Raw genomic sequence first — 25,874 nt, 5'->3', positions numbered from 1 at the left:
CGTATTTCATCTTATCGGGGAACAGCCACCCTCCAAGGCTATGATCGGTTCCAGGGCGCGTCGCTCCCGCGATTACCCCATGTGGACGGCCTCCGCTCCCGGCATCGCAATGTGCCAAAGTGTGGCTGTCGAAAGTCACATGAGGGAGAGCCGTCCATGGAGAAGGTTAGCACAATCGGTCTGGATGTCGCCAAGCACGTGTTTCAGGTGCACGGCGTTGACGCGCAGGGCGCAGTGGTTGTCCGCCGGAAGTTGCGTCGCGACGATGTAGTCGCATTCTTTACGTCCTTGCCGGCGTGCTTGATCGGCATCGAAGCCTGCGCAACGAGCCATCACTGGGCTCGTGTCCTCACGGCTCTGGGGCATGAGGTTCGCCTGATGCCTGCGTCATACGTCAAGCCATACGTGAAGCGGCAGAAGAATGATGCTTCGGATGCCGAGGCAATCTGCGAGGCGGTCACGCGACCGACGATGCGCTTTGTTCCGACAAAGAGCGAGGAGCAGCAGAGCGTGTTGATGCTGCATCGCGTCCGCGAGCTTTTGATCCGGCAGCGGACAATGCTGGTGAACGCCTTGCGCGGCCACTTGGCGGAGTTGGGCATCATCACTCGTCAGGGTGCTACAGGGCTGAGCATGCTCGTCGCGTTGGTTGAGGACGAGGGGCACGACCTCATTCCCCCGCTTGCCCGATCGGCCCTCTTTCTTTTGGTACAGCAATTGCGTGAGGTGCACGAGAAGGTCGGTGAGCTGGACCGACAGATTCACATCTGGCATCGTTCGCACGAGTGGAGCCGTCGCCTCGAAACGATCCCCGGCATCGGTCGGATCACCGCCAGCGCAATCGTTGCGACCGTGACAGATGCTTCCCTGTTCAAATCCGGCCGGCAACTCGCGGCTTGGCTTGGCCTGGTGCCGCGACAGAACTCATCCGGAGGAAAGGATCGGCTCGGGCGGATCAGCAAGCAAGGCGATCCCTACATCCGTCGCCTTCTTGTTGTGGGAGCCCATGCCGTGCTTCGCTTCTGTCGTAAGGGCAAAGCGGCACCCACTCGCTGGGCTGCCGAGCTTCTGGCGAAAAAGCCGTACAACGTCGTTGCGGTGGCCTTGGCAAACAAGATGGCCCGGATCGTCTGGGCGCTGATGACTACGGGCAAGCGCTTCGCGGATTCACCGGCGTAGTGACGTAGTCGCAGAGGATGCACAGAGGTTGGTGAGGTGCTGATGGTGTGATGACGGACGGTCGAACCGGGATCGGAAAAACCCGCCCAGTGGGTGCCGCTCAAAAAAGCGCGTTGACCTGTCTGGGATCCGATCCGCGGACTTCATCAAGGCCAGCGGCATGAACAGGCCGCACTCAAAGGCCGAATACATGCCTGCACCCGACCAACCTGTCATCAATGTCAGAAAGCCCTTGCCACGCGGAGGCCGTCCATACATGCCACTGAGTTTTTCCTCCACCTGGAGCTAGAGTCCGGCCTCCAAGAAGGACGGACAGATGAAGCGGAAGCAGTTCACGGAAGAGCAGATCATCGCGGTCCTGCGAGTGCACGAGGCGGAGTGTGAAGACGGGCGATCTAGCCCGCAAGCACGGGATCAGCTGAGGCGACGCTGTATAACCGGAAGGCGAAGTATGGCGGGATGGACGTATCCGACGCCAAGCGCTTGAAGGCTCTGGAGGGCGAGAACGCAAAGCTGAAGAAGCTGCTGGCCGAGCAGATGCTGGAAGCGGCGGCGTTGAAGGAGCTTCTATCAAAAAAATGGTAAGGCCCGCCGCCAAGCGCGAAGCCGTCGCGCATCTGCAGGCCGCCATTGGCCTGTCGGAACGGCGGGCGTCGGCGCCGATCGGAAGAGGATCCGCTACCGGTCCTGTCGCCCGCCGGAGACGGAGTTGCGCGGAAGGCTGCGCGAGCTTGCCAATGAGCGAAGACGCTTCGGCTATCGGCGGCTGTTCGTCCTGCTGCGCCGGGAGGGCGAGCCATCGGGGATCAACAGCATCTATCGGCTCTACCGGGAAGAAGGGCTGACGGTTCGCATGCGCCGCGCACGATGCCGGGCTGTGGGCACGCACGCTCCGATCCTGGTCGAGGCAAGACCGAACGCGCGATGGTCACTGGACTTCGTGCACGACCAGTTCGCCTGCGGGCGGCGGTTCCGGGTGCTAAACATCGTCGACGACGTGACGCGGGAATGCCTGGCTGCGATCCCCGACACCTCGATCTCCGGCTGCCGCGTCGCCTGCGAACTGACAGATCTAATCGGCCGCCGCGGCAAGCCGGGCATGATCGTTTCCGACCACGGCACCGAGTTCACCTCGAACGCCATCCTCGCCTGGTCGAAGGATCACCGCGTGGAATGGCACTACATCGCACCAGGTAAGCCCATGCAGAACGGCTACATCGAGAGGTTCAACGGCAGAATGCGCTACGAGCTCCTGAACGAGAGCCTGTTTTTGGGCCTCGATCATGCCCGCTGCGCCATCACCGATTGGGTGGACGACTACAACATCGCGAGGCCTCACTCCTCGCTCGGCTACCAGACCCCGGCGGCTTTTCCAACCGGCTCCGATACTGCGGTCATTGCAGGCTTCGCGTCTGTGCCGGTTGCTCAACCCGCGCCATACGGCGTAACAGAAACGGCCGAGGCTCTAATCGCCACTGGATGAAACCTCAGCGGCGGGTCAGGATTAGATCAGCGGGGCAAGGTCAGACGCTACAGGTTTGGCAACCGACGGGCGTAGTTGCGCTCCAGAGCGCCATGGTGGGGAATAACTCCGCAGCCACTCCTCACCACCCAAGCAAGTCTTTACTTGGGCTTTCGTGCGATCACGATCATACTCTTCGCAAGCGGGGGGATCCGCCCCACCCGTTCAAAACGTAAAACTTCCAATCCAACCTCTTTGAGAAGTATGCCAAGGGTCCGGATGGACCAAAACTTGATATGGCCACCGTCCCACAGAGCCCAGAAATGGGCATCCATTTGGCCGGTCAGAGCTAGTGCCAAATTCTTCATATAGCCATGATAAGGCGTCGAAATGACGGCCGTACCACCTGGATTGAGGAGTTTGTAAACGTTCCTGGCAAATGCCCTCGGATCATAGAGATGTTCGACGACCTCAAGACTAAGTACCATGTCAAACGTGCCATATTGAGCGCGGAGATCGTCGTAAGCGGAACCGCTTTCAATCTTGATATCGGGATAGGCTTGATTAGCAATAGCGACTGCAGATATCGATGGATCTATTCCAGTAACCACACATCTGTTGCTGAGATGCTTCGCCACGCTGCCATTGCCACACCCGAGGTCGAAAATATTGTTAGGAGTAAACTCTGCGACAATTCTATCAACGGCCGGCAACAAAATATTATGGGAATCGTTCGTTTCGTGAGAATCATAAGTGTATTCTAAATTCATCTTACTCATTTGACTCTCCTGGATTAAACCATGGGCTCAACATAATACTAAGCGCTGTCCGCAACATCGGTCTCTCAACCTGCATCCACGACAAATCCCGTTCGTTCTTTGATGGCAGCCGCGATTGATACGCCTTCTTGTTTTGCGAGTTCTTCGATCTCGAAGACCTTCGCGTCAACTAATCCGCGATACCACAGCCCTTGTAAGAAATGAAAATAGAACCCCGGCCTGCCGTCGAGGAAACCAAGGCGTATCAAATAGCGGTAGAGAAAGTAGGCGATCGTTCGAATGCCGGCTGGTGTGCGGAGGTAAATTGCTTCTTTTAGAAAGCGACGCGCTCGAGCCTGCGGACTGGCACCGGAAACTGGCAGTTTGTCTGCCTTTAGAAAGTCGAAACGCACGTTCAGCTGATCTATGGCTTCCCGCGAAGCGTATTGATTGTGCTTTGCCGTCCACCATGTCAAAGAATTCAGGTTAATATCCGAAATTACGACGTCCGACTTCCGAACTTTTCCTTGGACAATTACGTGTTCGTCCATCCAGCGCTGTTCGCAGCGTCCTCGGCCATTGCGCCAAAGCCGAAGCTGCCAACTAGGCTCTATGGCGCCATGTTTCATACGGCGACCAAGGAAATAAATTCGGCGCCGCACGAGTACGCCATCGCAATCCCGTTCAGCCTGCGAAACAACATCGGCAAGCCGGCACGGCGTTGCTCGATCCAAGACCTCATCAGCGTCGATTCGCAACAGCCAGCCACCTTTTGCTGCGAGGGTTGAAATTCCGAAATTTAGCTGAGTCGCGTAGTTTTTCCAGGGATGACGAATCACCTCCGCGCCAAGCTTTTCCGCTATCTCGACCGTCCCATCGGTTGACCCGCTATCTATGACGGTGATGCTCTCAACTTCATCCTTGAAACTCTCAATGCAGCGGGCGATGTGAACCGACTCATTTAAGGTAAGGATAATCGCGTGAATTCGGCTCATTGCCTTACTACCATCGCACATGTCCGTGTAAGCATTTGTAGCTTGGACGAATTGTAATAGCCTATCGCAAACCTATTTGGCGGGCGGGATTGCCTGCAACCACCGTTCCATCAGGGACGTCCTTGGTTACCACCGAACGCGCCCCAATTACGGCTTGACGTCCCACACGTACACCGGGACCAATGAAAGCCTCAGCCGCTACCCAGGCGCCCATCTCAATCCAGATCGCTCCAACGAGAAGCGGAAACGCGGGATCGCGAAAGTCATGCGTCGCGGCGCACAGGTGAGCACCTTGACTTACTGTAACGCAGTCTCCAACCGTAACAGTGCCTACCGAGTAGCACATCACTCCCGGCCCGAGGCTGCTCAGGGCGCCAAGATGCAAATTCCAAGGTGCCCAAATACGTGCAGATGGATAAGGATGAGCGTCTCGCCCCACCGTTGCACCAAACAGCCGCAGGAGGAAGCACCGCCAACCGTGAAATGGGACAGGCGACCACCTGTACAGCGTGGCTTGCACAATTCGCCATGTAAATCGTCTTAATTTGTCATTTAGATCGGGATCAGGGACGGTCTGAAGCGGATGGCGTTGCGGGGGCAATTCGGGCATGGCCTATTCAGGTGTTACAAAGTGCGGCTGATATTGATCGGTGAGCATATGACCGGGCTTAAGGTGGCGCAATTCGATGTGTGAGTTTTGCATCACGTCTTTCGGGTGACGGCAACTGAGAAAGTCGCTCGACTTGGAAGCTCTCCCCGATCGAGGCCAGCACTAGGAAAGCGGATCCTTCTGTTTCTTATAACGGAAAATAGTCTGCAGAGGCTTTTCAAAGACAATATGAAATAATATTGCGGCAACAATACAAACAGCGAGCGTAACAATCCATGTGATCGTCGCACCTGCAAAGCCCGATAAGCCTATTTTCCTAGCTAGCTTGCACATTACGCTGATAATCGGGAAGTGGGTCAGATACAAGACATAAGACGCATTCCCTAGCAACTCACCAGCGCGAGAAACTGGTCTCCACCCAGCAAGTTCTCTTGATACCAACCCAAAAATCAGGACACTTGAAAAAAGCCCGAAGGCAAGAATTCCCCCTGAATCTTTGTGTAGATCGAGTTCCTGCCCCGGAAACAGTTCCCTGGCGTTTACCAGCAGCACCATCAACATCATTCCTCCCGCCCCCAGAATGACAGCCGGCACAGCAGCAGATTCAAAACAACGGCCGCGCACCAGCAGTGCCACGATAACTCCGAGTCCAAAAAGAGTGATAAAATATCCGTTTAAAAATCCAATCGCGAGATACGGTTCAAACAGCCAGCATCCAACCATCGCAATTCCGACCAGAGAAATTCCTACCCAGCCGCCTATTATTAAGATCGCAAAAAGCGCGTAGAAAAGCATCTCGTACTGAAGAGACCAAGCTACAATTATGATCGGCGCACCAGTACCTCCAACGACCGCGGGATCCTGTGGGAGAAGAAGTATGGTCTTTAATATTGTAGACGCATTCCTTGGAAAGGAATCCGACATTCCGGGCATAAAGGAGGCAACCACAGTCACTGCGAGAAGCGTTATTAAATATGGCGGATAAATCCGCGAACACCGCTTCACGATATAAGAATACAGCTGGCGCGGCTTGCCGATGTCAGAGAAATGCACATACGTTATGAGAAACCCACTAAGAACAAAGAAGAAATTAACGCCTGCGGAACCAGCCCCAAAGTAATAGGTGAAAACTGGCTGATTAAAATACTTCGGCGCTGCGACCGCTGCACTCAAGTGGAACAGTACGATCGCCAAGGCGGCAATCCCCCTAGAGATTTGGATCGAGGTCAAGGCCGGCTTGAGGGTCGACTTTCTCGAATACGCGCGTAGTCGTGAATCAAGCCTGCCAACAGCGAAATTCATGAAAAACGCTATGAAGCGGACAGCCCCCTCCTTTTGATTGGACATCGTCGGGCGTTATGCAGTTTTCATCACGGAGTTGGATGAACCAGGCTGCTCATAGAGGTAGTTCGCACCTCTCCGGTAGCGCAATTGATAGCCGGCGTTTAAGAGCGCCTCATGCGCTTGGAAGAAGCGCGTGTTGGATCGCTTCGAAGGGTGAGTGAGTTCATCAAACTCGACTAGTATCTGTGAGGGGCGCACTTTCCCGAGCACCATGTGCTTTAAAACGTCAACCTCTGCACCTTCGATATCCAATTTTAACAATGGCAGCGTTGTTAAACTGTAGTCCCTACAAATCATTTCGACGGTGATGGTGGAAACTTGAATGTGAGTCCCAGTCATTTGGTAGTTGTTTTGGAAGTCAATAATTGAGTGGCTTACGTGCTTTGGATCAGAAGGCGCAAAGAATTTAAGAGACGTTTCCTCAACCCACAACGCTTTTGGTATGAGCAAGAGCTGCGAGGGCTTGATGTTCGTTAGATCGTACCTACCTGGATGCCAAGGCTCGCCAGTAGTCGGCACCAGTTCCCCGCGGGCCATTCGATCTACTATCGCTTGGTAATGGGCAATAGCCCGCGGAGTGGGATCGAGTATGATCACCTTTGCACCGTATTTTGCCGCAAACTCTACGTCGAAACTGGCGTCCTCTCCGAGTCCGCAACTGATCACCGTCGAGCCGTGCAACTCTTCTCTGTCGATGAAGTCCCAGCCCCCATACGCCGATCCAAGTCGCAATGTTTGGACGCGCGAAATAGATACGCGAGGCTGGTGTAGGGCCCGCCGGAATTTGTGAACGGCCTTCTTCAGTAGGGCTATCGAGGGAACTCGGAGCGAACCAGCGCGCGAGAATTTCATTTGTCGCTCCATAATTCACCTTCGTCTAAAATCTTGTAGCCGTACCGCCGCCAAAGCGGCAATGCTCTTAAATACCGGGATCAAGATCAACGCAGACCAAGAAGTGACCCCACTAAGAATCCGGGCACATTCGAATCCAGACGACCAGTCACAGAACAACGCAATCTGGCCGACTGCCGCCACCAAGAAGCCAGGAGTAGACACTCAGCATTCGATCGGAGATCGAATTCCAGCGATAGTCGTTCAGCATCCAGCTCCGACCTCGCTGGCCCATTTTCGCCAGTTTGTCCGTCGACAGACACATGGCATTACGAAGCGCTTGCTCGAGTGAAGAATCGCCAATCTCAGGCCACCAACCACATCCACGCGACACAAGTTCAGGCCAAGGCGCGCCTCTAGAACACACGACCGGCTTCCCGCAAACAAGGGCTTCAGCCACTGTCATCCCGAAATTCTCATCGAGCGTCGGCAAAACAAACAAGTCCGCCTCCTGGTACGCCTCCAACCTCTCCTGCCCAAATTTGGCGCCGGTGAACTTAACTCTGGGGACGGCCATTTCTCGCACAAATTTCTCATATGCGGCAGCATACGAATTGTCGAGAGGCCCAGCAATCTCAAGTTGCCAATCTGGAAACTCGGAACAAATGCCAGACCAGACGCGCAATAGACTGTCTACGCCCTTTTTGGGGTGCAAGCGCCCCAAAAACAGCAAGGTACGTGTTCCTGGATCACGACGAAGGTGGGGTTTACCAGCAGGTAAAATATCGTCAATTCCATTAGGAATAACAGCCACGGGTGCTCTCAGTCCGAAGGAACGAATATCTTCAAGCTCTTTTTCGCTTGTAGCATGCCAACAAGCACACCCAGCCGCAGCAGCCTTCTGAAATAGGTACCAAAAGAGGCGCTTCTTCCAGCGGGAGAACTGCAAGGCGCCAGGGCCCAGCATTCCATGAGGACTGATAACAAGTGGTAGCCCTTCACGGCTCGAAACTATCCCAGACGCCACGTTGGGCATCATCCAAAGGCCATGATTATGAATAACCGCGGCATCACGAGCCAATACCCCCAACCCAAAGCTGAGCGACCGAGACATAGCAAGCCGACGAATCGAGGGAACACTGCGAAAATCTGATTTAAACGAGTGTATATTAAACCCGGTGTTAGACCGATTGTTCGACAGACCTGCGTCGTTAATGGTCACGACTTCCGCCGGCCAACCCGCCTGTATACTTTCCTGGACCAACCTGCGCACGCATACCGTCGTACCGGCTGCTTCAGTCGCCATAGAGGAGACCGTATGAATAACTTTGTGCAATTTAATCGCCTTCGAAGCGCCAGAATGCCTTACATCAGCGCCTGGACGCTGCTATGTCCCGAAACATTTTCAAAAACCGACGTGCCATATCGGCGGTATTAAACGAGTCACCAACAGTATTCAATGCGGCTCCCGACATCCTATTAAGTTCCTCAGTTGATTCCAATGCGGTTGCAATGGTGTCCGCCAGAGACTCGGCATTACCTTTGCGGAATAAGCAACCGTTGACCCCCTCTTCATGAGCAGCAATTTCCGGCATATGCGTCTTGCGATCGTCATGCACGACGCCAGGCAGGCCGTAGGCAAGGGCATGTATAAGGCTTAGGCCGACGCCGCCAGGATACACGAAGAGTTTACATTGATTCGCTATCTCGGAAATCCGCGCCTCGTCGGTCAGACCCCCGTGCAAGACTACCCTACCGTCAAGGTGACGGTCAGCAAGGCGGCGCTGTAACGCGTCTTTCTCCCCACCAGCTCCGATTACGTCCAGCGTAACAGACGCACATTGTGGATATGTAAGCGCGTTTAGCAATAAATCAATTTCGCTCTTTTCGGTAATCCTCCCGATGAAAAGTAAATCTCTTGGACGTTGATCAACGTTATAAGGGATCCGGAACTTTTCGATTGCAGCCGTCTCGATGCCGTTATTCAGCCCGAACACGACTTGACGGTCATTATGACGCGCCGTTGCACGGTGCACCTCCACTTCCTTGTCTGTGTAGAAGAGCACGACATCCGCAAAACGCATCACCAATAAACGCAGCCACGAACTCCATTTTCGACTTGTTGCGGACCAGTAGTGCCCCCACCACACAGTTTTGGCTCCCATGAGCCTTGCCTTAACCAAAAGAGCTAGATTAGAGATGCAGCGAGGGGCTCCGGATACAACCACTATGTCATCTCGCCGTATCGGAATCGACAGGGCTCCTCGTTGCCAGAACAACCCAGGCGCGATCTTAAAAATTGAACCAAGCGAAGCTCTCCACTCTGGCAGCGACATTGACTCGCTAAGCACCCCCAAGTCCTCAAAGGAGGCATATACCGTAAAATCCCGTCCCAACTCCTGGGCTAAACGGTTGAATAGTCCAAGCCTATAAGAGGGGACTGAGGGTTGAACGACTATAAGCCTCATTTCGAACCCCTGCCCCGCAGACACGAGACCCCGCCGTCGATCCCGTGAGGGAAAGAACGGAGCATCAAAGGTCGAATGGCCGTAATGCGACGCATACAAAAACTTTCAGAGTGATCATTCGAATAGAGTTCTAGCGCCCTGTTGGGAGATAGGCTTAATTGAGCGCGATCGCCTTTCCCGTTTTGACCCGTACCAAAAAGTTATGACCATCACCGATGTTATCCAAAACGCCGAGTTCCCCCAAAGGCTCCCGCTTCCAGCACTGCCTATTGCTTCTTTGATGAATAGAACTGCTGCGAAGACGGCAATTAAGGGGAATCTTTTTGACCTTATCACTCCGATTGCAGCCCTTATAGCAAGCAAGCAATGAATGATGAACGGCAAGGACCCCAGCAATCCCAAGGCCATTAACGACTCAACGTAGATATTATGCGGATAGTAATTTGAGTGCATTTCAACCGCGAAACGACCAAATGCAAAATCGTCTAGAAACTGCTGCCAAGCTCCAGACAACAGAAGAGATCTAGAAAGGGTTGAACTGTCCGTCTCAGGATCTATTTTCGCCAGGCGTTCGAGTACGACATCTAGATACTGTGTACCGAAAGCGGATAGTAGGAGGCCAATCACGACAGCCGCGCCGAGGATGGTTAGCAATCGTCGTCGGCCCTCTAAGAGCAGTACGTACAATATGAGAGATCCAGCTCCTGCCAAGTATGCACCGCGGGATCGCGCCCACACCGCCACGAACAGCAAAATGGGAATAAAAATAGCTGCCTCAACTGTAAGACGTCGAGAACGGCCAAATGAAAGTACATAATAGATAATAAAGCCGAACGCTGTATGCCCCATCGCAATTGGGTTTATCTTCTCGATCGAGAGGCGGGCACCACCAACTATGTTAAGCTGCTGCCGGTTTAGAATCAGACCAACAAGAAAAATGACACACAGGACACTCACCGCCACAGCGAGATGGTCATCCCTCATTTCTCGATAAGTTCTAGCCAACAATAATGCTGAGAATACCCCGCTTACGAGGAAAAAGCCAAAGACAACACCATTCCCAGGTTTTATCTCTATCCCAAGCAAAAATACATTCTGAACCAGTCTCGCGATATAAAGCAAAGAAAAAATGATGAACGGGTAAAGAAACGAAAAATTCTGGCCAACAGCTTTCCAAGATAACGAGAAGGCAATTGTGATCACAGAGACGATCAGTGCCCTCGAGAGGACTGATCCAACGCTTCCATCAGGGAAGAACTTCGTCACTAAGCCTCCAAAAGCATAGTAACCAAGTACCGCAAGCGCAAAACCTGCTGCCGGAGAAATCAGGGCAGAAAGGAACGAAGAATGCGGACTCGACACCCGCAACTGATTTCCCCTACTATCCGTATACATCAATAACCCCGCGTCAGAGTCGACCATAGAGACTAATATTCACTGGTAACTCCGTTGTTGTATTCTACAATCGTAACATGGCGCCCCCTCAAAGGTATATTCAAAGAGTTGTCCATACAGCTACTCTTCAGAAATGAGGTTTTGTTCTCATCTTGCCATGGGTTAACCGCCATCACTACGCAACTTGATGACTTTGTAACAATTGTCCGCACCAGAGGCTGTTTGCTCTGCCAAAGGCGTTGCACTGCCTCCTCCTTGGCAGCGGGCTGACCTCCTTCGATGAGTGTTGCGATCGCTGCGACTCGGTTCAATTGCGTCATGAATAGACCAAGGGTCCTGTAAGGCTGAATTCCAGCCTCTTTGATTTGAGGTTCGCTCCCCCATAGCACGATGCCCTTCGCTCCAAAAAAGTAGGGAACAATCGCCAGAGCCTCGACCAGATATGGATCCAGCTCATCCTTTCCTTCTAGCCAATTCGAGTCGTGAAATCGCAACCATTCATAGGCGTAAACTGGCTTGTCGCCAAATGACCGTCCCAATCGGACATTTTCTTCCACGTTTCCCGCAACATAATACACAGAGCCTGGATCACGATAGAAAATATAAACACTAGAGACATAGAAATCCACATAGTCGTCGATATTCTTCCAGATCTCTAGCTCAGTCGAATGCTTTTCCTTAAGCTCTTTTTCGCTAAGCGAATATAGGCCCCAGTAGTCTCTATCGAATAACTGCCTCCCATAAATTCCAACCCTGATATCAGGATGCGCCTCCTTGGTCCACTTGCTTGGAAGCGCATACCACTTCGACCACTCACGAAAATATGAAGTCGCGAATTCCGCTTCATCTTTCGCTTTCGATGCCTCCCGTACTTTCGTGTTCCGCCAAGCCTTGCTCACGTCCAGCTCAATTGGGAACTCGATATCGTTCACCCACATTTCGCTAGCGGTTGGCTTTGAGACGTTTCTCCTCACAATCCTTTCAAAATACCCTGGCCGAGCCCAAGGATTATTGTTGGGCCGCCGACCCAAGGTATGGCGAATATTTTCTTTCTGCCCACCAGGATAGTCTGCAAAGGTGTTTACAATCGTGACGGGGGCAAAGCCATGCTCAGAGGCGATAGCTGCGTTGGCGCCTTTCGAAGAGTCGTGCACGTCCCAAAAAACTTGCAGCCCTCCCTTCATGTTGACGGTCGGCAGATCGTCCCAAGACCCAACGGCACTGCGCCCCGTGGAGCTTACGTCCCCACCAAGGATGAATGTTGCGCAGAGCACTGCAGGGCCTAGCGTCGCATAAAGTCGGCTCATTTGACTCGGTTGCTCCTTGTACTCTCGCCCACAGTGACGGACGCCGCCGGAGCGAGTTCGCCCCTCTGTCTCGGGAGGCAAGTTGTAGGGGCTGGAGAGCCAGTCGGTTCGTAGCCCAGGGACTGGTCACCTTTACCTACGAAGCTATGCGTTAGGGCCGCGCCGCCTCTTGGTCAGGACCGGCGTCAACAAGTGACGGCGCTAGAGGGCTCCTTTCGATCGTCGATCGCTCTTTGATGAATTGCCGAGCCGGCACTTCAATGAAACGATTGGCTAGATGACTGACAAGCCAAAGCCCGATCACGAGACAGATGAACGGGATGGGGAGAGGAGGGTCCCAGCCCGTGTGCGCCAGCATGCCCTTCCATATCGACATTGCGGGTCTATGCAATAGGTATAAGCCAAAGGACAGTTCCCCCAGATACACCATAGGCCTCGTTCCAAGCACCCAGGCTACCGTAGAGGTCTGGTTCGCTTGGGCGGCAAAAAATACGATAGAGCTCATGAGGATAGCAGGAAATACGCTCTCATACCCGGGATGCTGCAACCCAAACGCCCAATATAGAATGTCTGGTAATGTCAAAACATAAACAACGAGTGAGCCCGGAAGCGCCCAGTTCGCAAAGGAAGTGCTGCGGATATGCCTATGGGCAGCAGCGGCGACCATCCCGAGCAAAAAGAAATGTAAATATCGCGTAATTGCGATACGGCCGCCCGGAAAGCCCAGAAACCATAAGCATAAGATCAGAAACACGGCAAACGCCACCAGACGGAATGTCGTTTTTGATCGAGAACTGGAACACCAGATCCAAATTGGAATGAACAATCCATAAAAATAAAACTCCGAAGCAATCGTCCAAATTGTATTTGTATTGCCAAATAATAGAAGATGTTGAATGGCGTACATCAGGTCGAGGTTGTACGCGAACCGGTTGTCCACGTAGTGCATTGCGCAAGAGAACAATATGACTACCGCAAACAAGGGATAGACTCTCCCCACTCTGGCAGCCGAATATTCTAAGATCGATCCCAGCGATGCCGGCTTCCAAAGATAGAGGTAGGCCATCAGGAATCCGCTCAACGAAAAGAACAACATAACACCGGTGCTAGCCGCACCATCCAAAAAGCTCTTGGGCAAAAACCCGGAGGAAGTGGCGTGCGAGAGAACAACTGTGATGGCGGCCACTGCCCTGATGCCACTCAAAGCCGGGATAAAGTTCGGTGTCGATGCCAAAAACTTTCTCCATTCGTCAAAAACAGCAAAGCTGGAACTCGATTGCAATTGCCGACATCGCATCAGATAGACTTCTGTCTGGGTGAAGGATTGGGTTGCGCCTACGACGTCAAACCGGCCCCCCAGAATCTTCCTTGCGATGGAGCTGTTTTCACCTCACGAGGACCGCCACCGTATCAAAGCTTTTCGGACACGCAATTGGCCGCCCCTCCTGTATGCATGCATCAGGGTGGCGGTCTTTTCCGGAAAAATCCAATGGGGCTTGAAAGAAGTTATGCACATGAACAGGCACGTGGCGCCGCCGGCGGAGAGCAGGGAAGCTAACCATGCCGGCATCGCCAGCGCACCAATTTTACTGGCCCCCAATCCAACCGCTGTCACCAAGATCCAAGCAAAGATACAGGGAAAGCCGAATCGGAACTCTGCTCCAAACGGCCGGCCCAAAATACTGGCCGAAAGCGCCGAGCCCGACAAAGCCGCACTGGCCACAATACAAGTCACGACCAAAGTTGCTGCGTATAGGGAGCTTGGCGCCAGCAGATAAAGCGCTAGCAACGAGAGTCCCACTGTGACCAACTGTATCGGGACACGCCATCCTTGACGTGCAGCTGATCGCGCCAGAACCGCATTCGCCCGATCCAAGGCGCGAAACGGAAGAACTAGAGACATAATCTGAATAAGTACCGCGGCTGGCTGCCACGCAGGTCCGAATAGGATCGATGTCCACTCCCCAGAAGCGACAATGATAGCTATTGACAGTGGAACGCTGGATATCAAAGCAAGTGCCTTTGCATTGTCAAACTCGTACCGAAGAGCTTCTGGCCGGCCGAATGCCGCCGATAGGCGCGGAAAGGTAAACACGTCCATCGGCGCAAATGCCATTGTCGACGCGATGGTTCGAACATTGGTGGCTCTCTGATAGTAGCCCACTGCTGAGACCCCTACCGCGCCGCTGACTGTAAGTCGGTCTAGCGTCATCGAGGCGGTGTCAATGACTCGCAGCCAAACAAAGACCCAGGAAAACTGAATCAATTCGATCACCTCCGCTCGATGGTAGCCGAAGGAAGGGCGAGCCGCCAAAAACGACAAAGCAAAATTGGTAAACTGATAGCCGATCTGACCAGCAACAAGAGCCCATGCTCCAAGACCGATGATCGCACCGGAAATCGAGATGACAATATTGACGGCTAGGGACAGTATTTCTATGCGCGCCAGCTCTTCAAACCTACGAGATCGTTGTAACAAGCCACGCGAAATAGCCAGAAATGGAGTAGTTAAAATTATAAACGACAACCACGTTATAAGGTCAGATACGCCATTTTCATTAGCAAAAAAAAACGGAAAATTCAGATTCAATAGGGTAATAGCTAGAAAAAGCGTTGACGAAAGAACTATAGCAATGAACCCGGCTGCAGCCGAGGCGAGATCAGCTGACGATCTGCTACGGACGACGCCCGGCCCAAGCCCAAACTCCGCAAATGCCGCGATCAGCGTCACAGGCGCGAGAGCCACTCCATAGACGCCGAACTCGTAAGGACTGATAAGACGTGAAAGACACACCAACATCGTAATTTGAACGGCTATGCCTACCCAGGCTTGCGCAGTCGTCCAGCCCAGGCCAGACAGCGCGCTCGGAACGCGATTTGGTTTTCTTCCTTGTAGCAAATTCACCACCCATACAGGAATCCTGGCTTGGGAAACAATAACGTGTGCGCCACGAAATAGTTTTGACAACGCAGTTATATGGTCAGCAGGAACTCTTGAAGCAATTTTTTGTTTTTTAAGGCTGCAGCCCTTATTCGTGAGCTAACCTCGAACCTTTGATTTTTTCTCAGAAATGATTCCACAATAACTTCGACTTCAGCCGCTGTAGCTTTACTGATCAATGCGCAATTGCTTGGAATGCCGATCTCTTCATATGCGGAAATGTTCTTTGGATGCTTGGCAAGCGAGAACGGTTCGGTTCCCATCGCCGCCGCGACGAGGCCAACATGCAGTTTGTCTGTCAGGACTGCGTCCATTCTGCTTAGCAGCGCCGCCATTTGAAAAGGCCCTGGGTAAGGAACGACAGTTGCCCGATCCGGCCCCAGCTTCTGCTTCATGTATGCCTGGAAACGCTGCTGCCCTGAACCCATGTAAACGTGATCTTCGAGCAGCAGGAAATGATTCCCACGAGTCAGGCCTATTCGGCGTTCAAGTATATCATAGAGCTGCTCATAGCCAGCCGACTCTTCCCTGAGACTTGAGATTTGCATGCCGAGGATGTTCTCGACGTTCTTGTTTGCATAGATCGGCGACACGACAGAGTCGGCATAATCTACTGCAGACTTAGGCAAATCCTCCGGCCTAAGAGCGAAGACCATGTCTGCTGTCTGAATCGGGTCTGCGCCACTTAAAAGGCTAAGGGACGCATCGAGAGAGCCGAGATCTCTAACGCAAATCAACCGTGCCGCGCCGAAAAGCTGCCTGATTCCAGCGCGTGTGATCCAATCAAGGCCTGATCCATCGGGAATTGGGCCGACTCCAACTCCGATCAATGCGGTGGGACGCCTGGCCATCTGCGCCAAAAGGATCGGGCCAGCATTCTTGTAAAGCCGCTTAAGAGGGTTCAGTCCGTTTTCTGCAAATTGAAAGTAGCCGCCTCCGGACAGAACGGCGGCATTGGCTCTCAGGACGTCGAACAGTGTAGCAGGAGCGAGGCCAAGACGTTCTCTCAGCTCTGGCGTTACAAATACAGCCTTGATAGGCAATGTGTAGACTTCTCTCACCCAAGAAAGGCATATCTTTGCGAGAAGCACATCGCCAAAATTGTGATTGCGAAGCATTCCATGAAATATCAGCATCGTATATTCGATCCCGTGTTACTTTGTCGAGGCTTCAAGCAAGAGATCATAAAACTTACCAGCTGCGATTTTGCTGTTTTGATGTGTGGTAACATACATTCTTCCACTATCAGCGTGCCATTTCATTAGCGAAGGAGCCTCTAAATATCTGCCAATGGCCTCTGCTATTGCACCGGCGTCCCTTTTGACAATTATTCCCCGCTCCTCGTCCAGAAGCTCAGATATCCCTGAGATCTGGGTGCCAATGCACGCCAACCCAGCTGACATGGCCTCGACCAAGGCGTTCGGCATCCCCTCGTCGGTCGAAGGAAGAGCAAATATGTCGCTTGCATAATAAGCTTCCTGAACGTCTTCGATGTGCCCGCATCTGTGAACGCGGCCCGCTAGGCCGTTCGCATTGATGGACGAGGCAAGGAGCGAGCTGTACTCGGCTTCTCTCGCGGGACCGACAAGTAGCAAATGAACGTTAGCGGGCAGATCGGACAGCGCTTGAACAAGCAAATGCTGTCCTTTCCGCCTCGTCACCGCACCAACCAATAGTACGACAATTCGTGCATCGGCTGGAATTCCAAAACGACGCCGAGCGTTAGACTTTTCCGTTGGATCTGCAGGCCGAAACCGCAGGCAATCTACCGAATTCGGAAAGTAAATTACTTTTTCGGGCGGCACGCCCAGTAGATATAACCGTTCCTGAATCTCGCGAGAAATTGCGAGAACGCTGGACAGCCTGGATATCAACGACGCGCGTCGCGACGATAATCTCATCATCGTGCGACCTTTTCCGTTGTCGTAGAGTTCAGTGCCAGCAGCGGCCACCCTCCCAACAACCGGAATGCCCATAAGCATGGCATGCATGCTTGGAAGCAACGTTAAAATGTTCGAAGCCGGAGTAAACATGACGTCGAATTCGCGATAATTCTTGCGCATCCAACTATATGATGCCACTAAAAATCTAACCTGTCTGGCATACGACAAAATGCGATTTCCCACGATGTCGACTCGCGGCATTTTTATGATGCGTCTGAAGTGACCGTCATCTTGATCTTGTACACTAGACCCATGAGCCAAGGTGATCTCTACCTCGGCATTCTTGACGACCTCCCGTATTAACCTATAGGTTGAAATCGCTGGACCGCTATAATGCGAACCGCATCCGGTTGGAGACCATATTAGAATGCGTAGAGTTTCTATTGCTTACTCCTACTAGGCTGCATTTAAGTGAACCGCCTCGACAAAAATTGCCCCAGCTTGCGCGCAGGCTTCGCAAGGAGCGCGTAGTCAATTGGACCGGAGCGAAGCCATTGGCGTCGAGACCGCAGGGCCTCAAAATTATGTCCGATGTAGGAAGCCAAGCTGCGCGTGCTAACGCCGCCGACCATCATATCCACCAAAACGTTGTTGGTGGTAACGGATTTGAACCCATGGAGTTCAACTGCCCTTAGCATCCAATCATAGTCCGATGCCACTTTGAGGCCAAGGTCGAACATACCAACCGTTTCCGCCACGTTCCGCCTGACGTAAAACGTTGGATGGGCCGGCATCCAGCCAGTCTGAAAACCCTTGGCCGGCCTCGGGACGGCACGCCAGCGCCGCAGGACCCGCTTGTTGACATGATTTTCAACAAAATCCAGATCGCCATGCACGATGTCGGCCTGTTCGAGCGCCGCGGAGATCCGTCCCAGCGCCGTACGATCGTGAAAGCAATCGTCTGAATTCAGTACGCCTACCGCGTCTCCGGTGTAGAGGCGCAGCCCTTTGTTAAGCGCATCATACATTCCCTTGTCGGGTTCGCTGACCAGCCGGATCTGCTCCTGTGGGTAAGACCGAACTATTGCCAGCGTCTTGTCCGACGAATTGCCGTCGATGACCACCAGTTCCTTGTCGCCATGATCCTGAGCCAGGAAGCTGTCGATCGTATGCCTGATCGTCGCCGCAGAGTTCCAACAGACGGTCAAAACCGAGATTTTCATGTCGACGCGGCCAACGTCGCTTACTGTGCCGAAACGCGAATTCGGTCCTCGTCTAGGCGCCGATGTTCGGACTCCCGCCTTACCGCTTCGAGATCGGACCGGACCATTTCCTGGACCATTGTCGCCAGCGAGGTCGTCGCCTTCCACCCGAGAACACGCTCCGCTTTCGCGGGGTCGCCGATCAGAAGCTCAACTTCGGTCGGTCTGAAATAGCGCGGGTCCACCTCGACCAGGACAGCGCCTGATTTTGAGTCGATGCCTTTTTCTTCGATGCCGGAACCAATCCATCGGATTTTGATCCCAACCTCATTGAATGCAAGCTCGACAAAACGGCGGACCGAGTTCTTGACGCCAGTTGCAAGAACGTAGTCGTCCGGCACTACATGCTGGAGAATTCTCCACATGCCTTCGACATAGTCGCGGGCATGGCCCCAATCCCGTTCAGCCGACAGATTGCCCAGATAGAGCTTGTCCTGAAGGCCGAGGCTGATTGCGGCAGCCGCGCGCGTGATCTTGCGGGTGACGAACGTCTCGCCGCGCATCGGGCTCTCGTGGTTGAACAGTATCCCGTTCGAAGCATGGATATCGTAGGCTTCGCGGTAGTTCACCGTGATCCAGTAGGCATAGATTTTTGCGGCCGCATAAGGCGACCGGGGATAGAAAGGCGTCGTCTCGCGTTGCGGGATCTCCTGCACCTTGCCGTAAAGCTCGGAAGTCGATGCCTGATAAAAACGCGTCTTTTTTGTCAAGCCAAGCAGCCGGATGGCTTCGAGGAGACGCAATGTGCCGATCGCGTCGGCATTCGCCGTATATTCTGCGGTCTCGAAGCTCACCTGGACATGCGATTGCGCCGCGAGATTGTAAATCTCGTCGGGCTGCACTTCCTGCACGATGCGGATGAGGTTGGTGGCATCGGTCATGTCACCATAGTGCAGCGAGAGCCTTACGTCCTTTTCATGCGGGTCCTGGTAGAGGCTGTCGATGCGACCGGTGTTAAATGACGAGGAACGCCGCTTGATGCCATGAACATCATAGCCTTTTGCCAAAAGAAGTTCCGCCAGATATGCGCCGTCCTGGCCGGTGATGCCGGTGATGAGCGCAGTCTTCCTATTCATTGTGCTTCTCCGGGATCGACTCGACGATATTCCCAACGCCGGTCAGGGAAACGTTAAGCATTACAACATCCATTTCAAACAAGCTGGAACATTTCAAAATCTCGTGCCTACCTCGTACTGTGAGGCTCACGACGGCAGCTTCGTGTCCGATTTCTTCGCTCGCTCAACGCGCGCCGAATCCTGTCAGCATGGTTCGGATGGTACGAAACACAATCAGTACATCGAGCCAAGGGGAGAAATTCTTGATGTAGTAGAAGTCATAGTGAAGTTTTTCCAGGACGTCGTCCACGGCCGCAACATGGCCCTGGTTGACTTGCGCCCAGCCGGTGATCCCAGGCCGCACGATGTGACGGTACCGATAGAATGGCAGCTCCGCTTCGTACCATTTTGACAGCACGAGTGCTTCCGGCCGCGGACCGATCCAGCTCATCTCGCCGCGCAGGATGTTGAAGGCCTGCGGCAACTCGTCGATCCTGGATTTTCTTAAGAACTGCCCCAATCGGGTGATACGTGTGTCGCCGGCCTTTGTGATAGCCGCTTCCTTCTCATCGCCAGTGGTGGCGCTAAGCTTCATCGTTCGAAACTTGTAGACCTCGTAAGGTTGTCCTCTGTAGCCCATTCGTTTCTGTTTAAACAACGCAGGTCCAGTTGAATCGACCTTTACAGCAATGGCGACGAACAACAAAAGGGGGGAGAAAACAATGAGGACAAACAATGCAGAAGCCAAGTCTACTGATTGTTTTATTTTGAGGTACGCCTGGTTTGGATTCAGAGAGCCCAGGGTATTTTCAGAAAGATGCTCGATCTCTACCCGGCCTGTGAGCGATTCGCTGATTTGCTTGACGTGATATACTGGTGTTCCCGAGAGCGCGCGGTCGGCGATATACCGCTCCCACTCATCCGAGAGGTCGGCTCGGAGATCGGCTACCACGCCGCTCGCGTACTCGACAACCGTGTCGGGCGAGTGGATCCTGTGCCAGCTCACACCCGGTATGCTCTCCAGCCTATTGACGTCTCCGCCAGGAATTATTGCCAGCCGGTATGCATCGAGCCGTCGCGTGGCCAGGCTCAGGCCAAAATACCACAATGTCGATTGTATGAAACTTGCGGCGGCCTGGAATCGGCTATAGTCAAATCTGAAGAAGAAGATAGTGACGAACACGAGGCCATAGGTCAGCGCGAAGGTCGGCAAGATGTAACCAGCCGCCGCAACGCCCGGGAAATTGCCGATGCGCTTGTAAAGGAAAAAGCCTGTCGTATGGGCGATGAATGCCGCGATAATCGTAACTTGCAAGTTTGAGTACAGGATAACCTGCTCATCAAACGACATGCGGATCAGCGCCGGTAACAAGATCGCGAATGTCAATCCGCCAAGCAGCTGAAAGCGCATCCGGAGCAGCAAATGCCTTCGATTGGGCAATTGGACAGTGGTGGTGCTCAAATTGAATCCCGCAACCCGGGTCCCATGGAAACCCGGACGTTCACCTGACAAGGTGCCGCTCTCGGCCAACGCTGGAATAGGCTATGCCTTCCCTCAAGACGTCCTCGCCGCGATAGACGTTCCGCAGGTCAACCATCACCGGCGTCGCCATAAGTGCGCGGAGCCGCTTCAGATCGAGCGACCGAAACGCATTCCACTCGGTGACGATGACGATCGCATGCGCGCCTTCGGCCACCGCATAGGCGCTTTCCCCGAATTCAATGCCCTCTATCATCTTGCGCGCCTGCTCCATGCCGACCGGATCATAGGCCTTGATCGAAGCGCCTGCATCCTGGAGTGCCTGAATAATGGCCAATGAGGGGGCATCGCGCATGTCGTCGGTGTTCGGCTTGAATGTAAGGCCAAGAATACCGACAGTCTTGCCGCGCACAGTGCCGCCGCAGGCCTCAACCACCTTGCGCGCCATCGCCCGCTTGCGCTGATCGTTTATCGAGACCGTCGTTTCTATAAGCCGCACGGGGCTTGCCGCGTCCTGCGCGGTCTTGACCAGCGCAAGCGTATCTTTGGGGAAACAGGAGCCGCCATAACCTGGCCCCGCGTGAAGAAATTTGGCGCCGATGCGGTTGTCCATGCCGATGCCGCGCGCGACGTCCTGAACATCGGCTCCCAGCCGCTCGCAGAGATCGGCAATCTCGTTGATGAAGGTGATCTTCATGGCCAGAAACGCGTTGCCGGCATATTTGGTGAGCTCAGCGGTACGCCGGCTCGTATAGAATATCGGCGCGACATTCAACGAGAGTGGGCGGTAGATCTCGCCCATGACGGCTTTGGCCCGTTCTGCATCGGTCCCCACAATGATGCGGTCGGGCCGCTTAAAATCCTCGATGGCCGATCCTTCGCGAAGAAATTCGGGATTGGAGACCACCGCAAAATCGGCGGCGGAATTTTGCTCGCGGATGATCCGTTCCACCTCATCACCGGTACCGACAGGGACGGTCGATTTCGTCACCACGACCGTAAATCCTTTGAGCGCGCGGCCGACTTCGGCGGCCGCATCGTAGACGAAGGACAGATCGGCGTGCCCATCGCCACGCCGTGACGGCGTGCCCACGGCGATGAAGACGACATCCGATTGCGAAACCGCATCGGCCAGATTGTCGTCGAAACGCAAGCGACCTTGCGCTGTGTTCGTGGTGACGAGGTCGTCGAGCCCTGGCTCGTAGATCGGTATCTTGCCGAGTTTGAGCATAGCAAGCTTTTCCGCATCCCGGTCGACGCAGCAGACCTGATGGCCAAAGTCGGCGAAGCAGGCGCCCGAGACGAGCCCTACATAGCCGGCACCAATCATTGTTATTCGCATATCGCGTACTCTCATCAGCGCCGACGAGACGATCTCGTCAGATAGCGCCTAGTCCCACCGAAGAACGGCTACCGCACTCCCGGGTGAAAACCCGAGAGCCGATCCTACAACAATTTGCATCGCCTCGCCGCATCTCGATGCTTACGACTATGCGATGGCGACGAGATCCCTGGCATCAAGGTCGACAGGTATCTCGCCATTCATGATGGCAACCAGAACCCGAGCCCTTCCGGCTGGATCGAGCCGGTCAAGGCGACCGATCATTTCCGCGAACGGGCCGGAAAGGATCCGAACCGAAGCACCGGCTGCGAGGCCGCCGCTGAAATCGAGCAAGCCATGCTTGCCGGTCAATGCAATGAAGCGCTCTACCAGACCGGAGGGGACAGGCAAAGGCCGGTCCCCTTGCATGACGAGGGAGCGCACACCGAACGTTCCGTTGATCGAGCGCCAACGTTGCAGCGCGACGTCAAGGGCGATGAACATATAACCCGGGAAATAAGCTGCGGACCGTGTTTCGAGCCGCCGGGCATGACGCACGGTTTTCTCGCAGCGAGGCACAAAGGGCTCGAATCCCTGGATCCGGAGATGCCGCTCGGCGACATGCTCCTTCCCGGGAAAGACGCTGGCCGCATACCAGCGCGTTGCCGGCGCGGCGGTCGGCTCCGGCGACAGGGCTGTTGCCTTGCTCGTTGTTTTTTCCGCGCTACTCACGTGTCTTCCTTCGGCGGTCGGCGCATGATCTCAGGTCAACGGTTACGATAGTGTGTGGATACCAGCAAGCAACCAAGCCACTAGAGTCAAGGCGGTTGGGTTAAGAATTTCCTACACATCGTCCAGAAATTTAGCTGTGCCTAAATAATCACCGAGCCGCTTTCTTTTTCAGCTGGCTGAGATGCTATGTCGAGCAATTTATTTCCATACGTAGGTGCTTGGTTACGCTGGTCGTGACGAATCGCCCGTTGGTTCTGGTGCTTAGTCCGTCGACTTGAAGCTAATGTGACGGGCTCGCCGAGTCATGGGGGTCAGGCAACAACATGGCGACAGCGATGCAACGTGCAGTTCCGTTTCTGACCTCAGTTCCGCTCGACCGGCTTCAGGAACGCTTCAACAGCGACCAAACAGCCGGCACCAGGCTCGCGGCCAGCGCAACCTTGATCAGATCACCGACGATAAAGGGCACCACCCCGAACTGCCAGGACTTTTCCGGGCCGATCAACAGCGCCAGCCAGGCAAAGCCCATTGCCATCATGACGATCTCGGCCACCAGCATGGCATTGAAGAGCTTGATAGGATGGCGATCCCAGCCACGATCGGCAGCCCAGCCGACGATCGCCGCCATGACGACGAAGCCGGCTAGATAACCGCCGGTCGAACCGAGCATGTAAGCGATGCCGATGCCCTTTTCGGGTGTGCTCTGGAAGACCGGAAGGCCCAACGCGCCCTCAGCCATGTAGAGAAGCAGCGTGGCGACCCCGAGGCGCATGCCGAAGGCGGCGGCAATCAGCAAGACGGCGAGCGTCTGCATCGAGATATCGACTGGTCCGAGGATGACCTTCGTCTTGGCAGACAAGATCAGCAGCAGCGTTCCAGCGATCGCCAGCAAAAGCTGTCCCGCCAGCCGGGCCGCGCCCTTTTCAGGCAAAGCGAGAGAAATGAGCGGACGCATCGTCGTTGCAATAGCCATGGTCTTCCCCGTTCCGGATTGCCGCCGTACGCGGCCTTGCGTTTTCCTATATTGGCTTCCGTGCTATGCGGCAATCCGGTTTTGCCCTCCCCCCAAAAAAGGTCGCGACGTTCGCATGGCGCTGAAATTCGACACACGCTTCGATCCTGCCTATGGCAAGGGCGTGACCGTTGCGCCCGACGTACTTCGGATCACCGCCAAGAACCCCAGCCCGTTCACCTTTCACGGAACCAACAGCTATATCGTCGGGTGCGAGACGCTGGCGGTGATCGACCCCGGTCCGGATGACGAGGCGCACCTTCGAACACTGCTCGAAGCGATCGGGACCAGGCCGGTCAGCCATATCTTCGTCAGCCACACGCATCGCGACCATTCGCCGCTGGCGGCGCGGCTGAAGCAGCATACCGGTGCGGCGGTTCTGGCCGAAGGCCGGCATCGCCCGGCGCGGCCGTTGCACACCGGCGAGGTCAATCCGCTCGACGCCAGCGCCGACACCGACTTTGTTCCTGATATCGCGCTGCCGGACGATATGGTGATCGACGGCGACGGCTGGGCGATCCGGACGGTGCTGACGCCCGGCCATACCGCCAATCACGCGGCCTTCGCGCTGGAGGGAACCGGCATCCTTTTCTCGGCCGATCACGTCATGGCGTGGGCAACCACGATCGTCGCGCCGCCGGATGGCGCGATGGCCGACTACATGACATCGCTCGATCGGCTGATCGAACGTGACGACCGGCTGCTGCTGCCCGGTCATGGTGGGCCGGTGACCGAGCCGCGCAGCTTCATGCGCGGATTGAAAACGCATCGCAAAATGCGCGAACGCGCAATTCTGGAGCGGATCAACAACGGCGACCGGACAATCAAGGACATGGTGGAGGCGATCTATCGAGACACCGACCCGCGCCTGCATAGCGCGGCCGGCCTGTCGGTGCTTGCCCACCTGGAAGACCTGGTGGCGCGCGGCCTGGTCCACACCGATGGCGCGCCGGCTATCGGCGGCATCTATTCGCCGGCAACGTAGCACACTTCGGATTTCATTCCGCCGGCGCCACGCCCACCTGGCCGGCGACTTCCTGGTCGAGTTCGGCAAGGAAATCGGTGATGCGCGCTGCATTGTCGCCAAGGTCGTAGCGGCCGTAACGCGAGGCCGAGCGCATATCGGCGATGACCGCATCGCCGTCGTCGGTCACGCGGATGGCGACATCGGCGGGAAGACCAAGCAGCAAGCTCTTGGCCAGCGCATCGACCGTCACGTCGCTTTGCCCTGCTGCGTCGGGAAACGGCGCCGTGAGCTGCCAGCCGCGCCGATCGAGCACAGTTTTGACCGCCTCCAGAACGCGACCGAAAGGCAAGGTGTAGCTGCGTCCGGTAACAAGCGGATAAGCTTCGATTTGCAGGCGCTGCTCGCCGAGTGTCGGCGGCAAAAGCTCGTTCATATCCTTTGTCCGGGTAGAACTATCGAGCGCCGGCGGGTCGTCGAAATCCGTCGAGATGTCGCGCAGCGGCGGATAGGTCGCCGCCCAATAGGCCCCGACAGCGTAAGGGATGAGCACCAGAAGCGCCAGCAAGGCGCCGGCGGTCAGGTCTTGGCCGCCACGATCACCGAAGTTCCACAATCGCGCGAAGGCAAACCCGCCAAACAAAAGCGCGAACGCGGCCAGCAAGGCGACAATGCCAAGCACCCATAGGAAAGCTTGGGTCTCGACGAGGTCATAGCGATGGCCGATGAGAGCGGTCAGCAGCAGGACTGCCGAAAACGCGCCGGCACGCCGCGACCAACCGGCGGCCCTCGACGTTTGTCGCTCGGGAATTCCCGTCATTGTTTTCCGCGCTGCCCCAACCCGAACAAAGGCATAGTGCCTTTCAGCGGCGGCT

The 25,874-nt window shown here is 54.8% G+C and carries 21 protein-coding genes and 1 pseudogene; 3 read left to right on the top strand and 19 right to left on the bottom strand.

Translation table 11 applies throughout. The features are described from left to right. Window positions 1–156 precede the first annotated feature (156 nt). Both NKH29_RS26270 and NKH29_RS26265 read left to right on the top strand, forming a co-directional pair. Entirely contained in the window at window positions 157–1,179 is a 1,023-nt protein-coding gene (locus tag NKH29_RS26270) for an IS110 family RNA-guided transposase (RefSeq protein ID WP_353000911.1), read from the top strand. A gap of 316 nt (window positions 1,180–1,495) precedes the next feature. Beyond that, window positions 1,496–2,662, top strand: a pseudogene (locus NKH29_RS26265) (IS3 family transposase). A gap of 140 nt (window positions 2,663–2,802) precedes the next feature. Here the strand turns inward: NKH29_RS26265 and NKH29_RS26260 are convergent. The 18 genes from NKH29_RS26260 to NKH29_RS26175 all read right to left on the bottom strand — a co-directional run bounded on the left by NKH29_RS26260 (window position 2,803) and on the right by NKH29_RS26175 (window position 23,996). Next, window positions 2,803–3,420, bottom strand: coding sequence for a class I SAM-dependent methyltransferase (locus tag NKH29_RS26260; protein WP_502897213.1), 618 nt, complete (start codon window positions 3,418–3,420; stop codon window positions 2,803–2,805). 65 nt (window positions 3,421–3,485) lie between these two features. Then, the gene (locus tag NKH29_RS26255; RefSeq protein WP_352812711.1) at window positions 3,486–4,394 is read right to left on the bottom strand and encodes a glycosyltransferase family 2 protein; all 909 of its coding nucleotides are present in this window, start codon (window positions 4,392–4,394) and stop codon (window positions 3,486–3,488) included. A 772-nt stretch (window positions 4,395–5,166) separates the two neighbouring features. After that, window positions 5,167–6,306, bottom strand: coding sequence for an acyltransferase family protein (locus NKH29_RS26250; protein WP_353000920.1), 1,140 nt, complete (start codon window positions 6,304–6,306; stop codon window positions 5,167–5,169). Window positions 6,307–6,360: 54 nt separating this feature from the next. After that, the gene (locus NKH29_RS26245; protein ID WP_353000909.1) at window positions 6,361–7,200 is read right to left on the bottom strand and encodes an FkbM family methyltransferase; all 840 of its coding nucleotides are present in this window, start codon (window positions 7,198–7,200) and stop codon (window positions 6,361–6,363) included. 148 nt (window positions 7,201–7,348) lie between these two features. Beyond that, on the bottom strand, window positions 7,349–8,485 hold the full coding sequence (locus NKH29_RS26240) for a glycosyltransferase (protein WP_352812753.1): 1,137 nt from the start codon (window positions 8,483–8,485) through the stop codon (window positions 7,349–7,351). Window positions 8,486–8,549: 64 nt separating this feature from the next. Further along, on the bottom strand, window positions 8,550–9,344 hold the full coding sequence (locus NKH29_RS26235) for a glycosyltransferase family 4 protein (RefSeq protein WP_353000907.1): 795 nt from the start codon (window positions 9,342–9,344) through the stop codon (window positions 8,550–8,552). A gap of 417 nt (window positions 9,345–9,761) precedes the next feature. Then, window positions 9,762–11,042: an O-antigen ligase family protein gene (locus tag NKH29_RS26230; RefSeq protein ID WP_353000906.1), complete on the bottom strand. Its 1,281-nt coding sequence runs from the start codon at window positions 11,040–11,042 to the stop codon at window positions 9,762–9,764. 32 nt (window positions 11,043–11,074) lie between these two features. Next, complete coding sequence (locus NKH29_RS26225) at window positions 11,075–12,349, bottom strand: hypothetical protein (protein ID WP_353000903.1); 1,275 nt, start codon at window positions 12,347–12,349, stop codon at window positions 11,075–11,077. 151 nt (window positions 12,350–12,500) lie between these two features. Beyond that, window positions 12,501–13,583, bottom strand: a complete 1,083-nt coding sequence (locus NKH29_RS26220; protein WP_353000901.1) for an acyltransferase family protein — start codon at window positions 13,581–13,583, stop codon at window positions 12,501–12,503. Window positions 13,584–13,739: 156 nt separating this feature from the next. Next, entirely contained in the window at window positions 13,740–15,257 is a 1,518-nt protein-coding gene (locus tag NKH29_RS26215) for an oligosaccharide flippase family protein (protein ID WP_352812723.1), read from the bottom strand. Between the two features lie 65 nt (window positions 15,258–15,322). Next, a complete protein-coding gene (locus NKH29_RS26210) occupies window positions 15,323–16,426 on the bottom strand; it encodes a polysaccharide pyruvyl transferase family protein (RefSeq protein WP_353000899.1) in 1,104 nt (367 codons plus the stop codon). A gap of 18 nt (window positions 16,427–16,444) precedes the next feature. Continuing rightward, window positions 16,445–17,551, bottom strand: a complete 1,107-nt coding sequence (locus tag NKH29_RS26205; RefSeq protein WP_353000918.1) for a glycosyltransferase family 4 protein — start codon at window positions 17,549–17,551, stop codon at window positions 16,445–16,447. Between the two features lie 89 nt (window positions 17,552–17,640). Beyond that, on the bottom strand, window positions 17,641–18,396 hold the full coding sequence (locus NKH29_RS26200) for a glycosyltransferase family 2 protein (RefSeq protein ID WP_352812727.1): 756 nt from the start codon (window positions 18,394–18,396) through the stop codon (window positions 17,641–17,643). A 20-nt stretch (window positions 18,397–18,416) separates the two neighbouring features. Next, window positions 18,417–19,511 (bottom strand): GDP-mannose 4,6-dehydratase, encoded by a 1,095-nt coding sequence (gene gmd / locus NKH29_RS26195; protein ID WP_352812728.1) that lies wholly within the window; start codon window positions 19,509–19,511, stop codon window positions 18,417–18,419. A gap of 163 nt (window positions 19,512–19,674) precedes the next feature. Further along, a complete protein-coding gene (locus NKH29_RS26190; protein ID WP_353000897.1) occupies window positions 19,675–20,952 on the bottom strand; it encodes a sugar transferase in 1,278 nt (425 codons plus the stop codon). A gap of 40 nt (window positions 20,953–20,992) precedes the next feature. Beyond that, window positions 20,993–22,312 carry a UDP-glucose dehydrogenase family protein gene (locus NKH29_RS26185; RefSeq protein WP_352812732.1) on the bottom strand — a complete coding sequence of 440 codons (1,320 nt, stop codon included), beginning with the start codon at window positions 22,310–22,312 and terminating at the stop codon, window positions 20,993–20,995. 147 nt (window positions 22,313–22,459) lie between these two features. Next, complete coding sequence (gene nusG, locus NKH29_RS26180) at window positions 22,460–23,023, bottom strand: transcription termination/antitermination protein NusG (RefSeq protein WP_353000895.1); 564 nt, start codon at window positions 23,021–23,023, stop codon at window positions 22,460–22,462. A 382-nt stretch (window positions 23,024–23,405) separates the two neighbouring features. Next, window positions 23,406–23,996 carry a biotin transporter BioY gene (locus tag NKH29_RS26175; protein WP_352812735.1) on the bottom strand — a complete coding sequence of 197 codons (591 nt, stop codon included), beginning with the start codon at window positions 23,994–23,996 and terminating at the stop codon, window positions 23,406–23,408. Window positions 23,997–24,111: 115 nt separating this feature from the next. On the opposite strand from NKH29_RS26175, the gene NKH29_RS26170 reads away from it, so the two are divergent. Continuing rightward, a complete protein-coding gene (locus NKH29_RS26170; protein WP_352484428.1) occupies window positions 24,112–25,020 on the top strand; it encodes an MBL fold metallo-hydrolase in 909 nt (302 codons plus the stop codon). Between the two features lie 13 nt (window positions 25,021–25,033). On the opposite strand, the gene NKH29_RS26165 is transcribed toward NKH29_RS26170, so the two are convergent. Then, complete coding sequence (locus NKH29_RS26165) at window positions 25,034–25,819, bottom strand: DUF1499 domain-containing protein (RefSeq protein ID WP_353000893.1); 786 nt, start codon at window positions 25,817–25,819, stop codon at window positions 25,034–25,036. Between the last annotated feature and the right edge of the window lie 55 nt (window positions 25,820–25,874).

The organism is Mesorhizobium sp. M1295 (assembly GCF_040318135.1).
GTDB lineage: Bacteria > Pseudomonadota > Alphaproteobacteria > Rhizobiales > Rhizobiaceae > Mesorhizobium.
The sequence above is the reverse complement of the archived record's forward strand: the minus strand, read 5'-3'. Positions and strand labels throughout refer to the sequence as shown.

Excerpts from the sequence above, each read along its gene's own strand:
- NKH29_RS26270 (WP_353000911.1), top strand. The coding sequence starts at position 157 with ATGGAGAAGGTTAGCACAATCGGTCTGGATGTCGCCAAGCACGTGTTT.
- NKH29_RS26260 (WP_502897213.1), bottom strand. The coding sequence starts at position 3,420 with ATGAGTAAGATGAATTTAGAATACACTTATGATTCTCACGAAACGAAC.
- NKH29_RS26255 (WP_352812711.1), bottom strand. The coding sequence starts at position 4,394 with ATGAGCCGAATTCACGCGATTATCCTTACCTTAAATGAGTCGGTTCAC.
- NKH29_RS26250 (WP_353000920.1), bottom strand. The coding sequence starts at position 6,306 with ATGAATTTCGCTGTTGGCAGGCTTGATTCACGACTACGCGCGTATTCG.
- NKH29_RS26245 (WP_353000909.1), bottom strand. The coding sequence starts at position 7,200 with ATGAAATTCTCGCGCGCTGGTTCGCTCCGAGTTCCCTCGATAGCCCTA.
- NKH29_RS26240 (WP_352812753.1), bottom strand. The coding sequence starts at position 8,485 with ATGGCGACTGAAGCAGCCGGTACGACGGTATGCGTGCGCAGGTTGGTC.
- NKH29_RS26235 (WP_353000907.1), bottom strand. The coding sequence starts at position 9,344 with ATGGGAGCCAAAACTGTGTGGTGGGGGCACTACTGGTCCGCAACAAGT.
- NKH29_RS26230 (WP_353000906.1), bottom strand. The coding sequence starts at position 11,042 with ATGTATACGGATAGTAGGGGAAATCAGTTGCGGGTGTCGAGTCCGCAT.
- NKH29_RS26225 (WP_353000903.1), bottom strand. The coding sequence starts at position 12,349 with ATGAGCCGACTTTATGCGACGCTAGGCCCTGCAGTGCTCTGCGCAACA.
- NKH29_RS26210 (WP_353000899.1), bottom strand. The coding sequence starts at position 16,426 with ATGCTGATATTTCATGGAATGCTTCGCAATCACAATTTTGGCGATGTG.
- NKH29_RS26200 (WP_352812727.1), bottom strand. The coding sequence starts at position 18,396 with ATGAAAATCTCGGTTTTGACCGTCTGTTGGAACTCTGCGGCGACGATC.
- gmd (WP_352812728.1), bottom strand. The coding sequence starts at position 19,511 with ATGAATAGGAAGACTGCGCTCATCACCGGCATCACCGGCCAGGACGGC.
- NKH29_RS26185 (WP_352812732.1), bottom strand. The coding sequence starts at position 22,312 with ATGCGAATAACAATGATTGGTGCCGGCTATGTAGGGCTCGTCTCGGGC.
- NKH29_RS26175 (WP_352812735.1), bottom strand. The coding sequence starts at position 23,996 with ATGGCTATTGCAACGACGATGCGTCCGCTCATTTCTCTCGCTTTGCCT.
- NKH29_RS26170 (WP_352484428.1), top strand. The coding sequence starts at position 24,112 with ATGGCGCTGAAATTCGACACACGCTTCGATCCTGCCTATGGCAAGGGC.
- NKH29_RS26165 (WP_353000893.1), bottom strand. The coding sequence starts at position 25,819 with ATGACGGGAATTCCCGAGCGACAAACGTCGAGGGCCGCCGGTTGGTCG.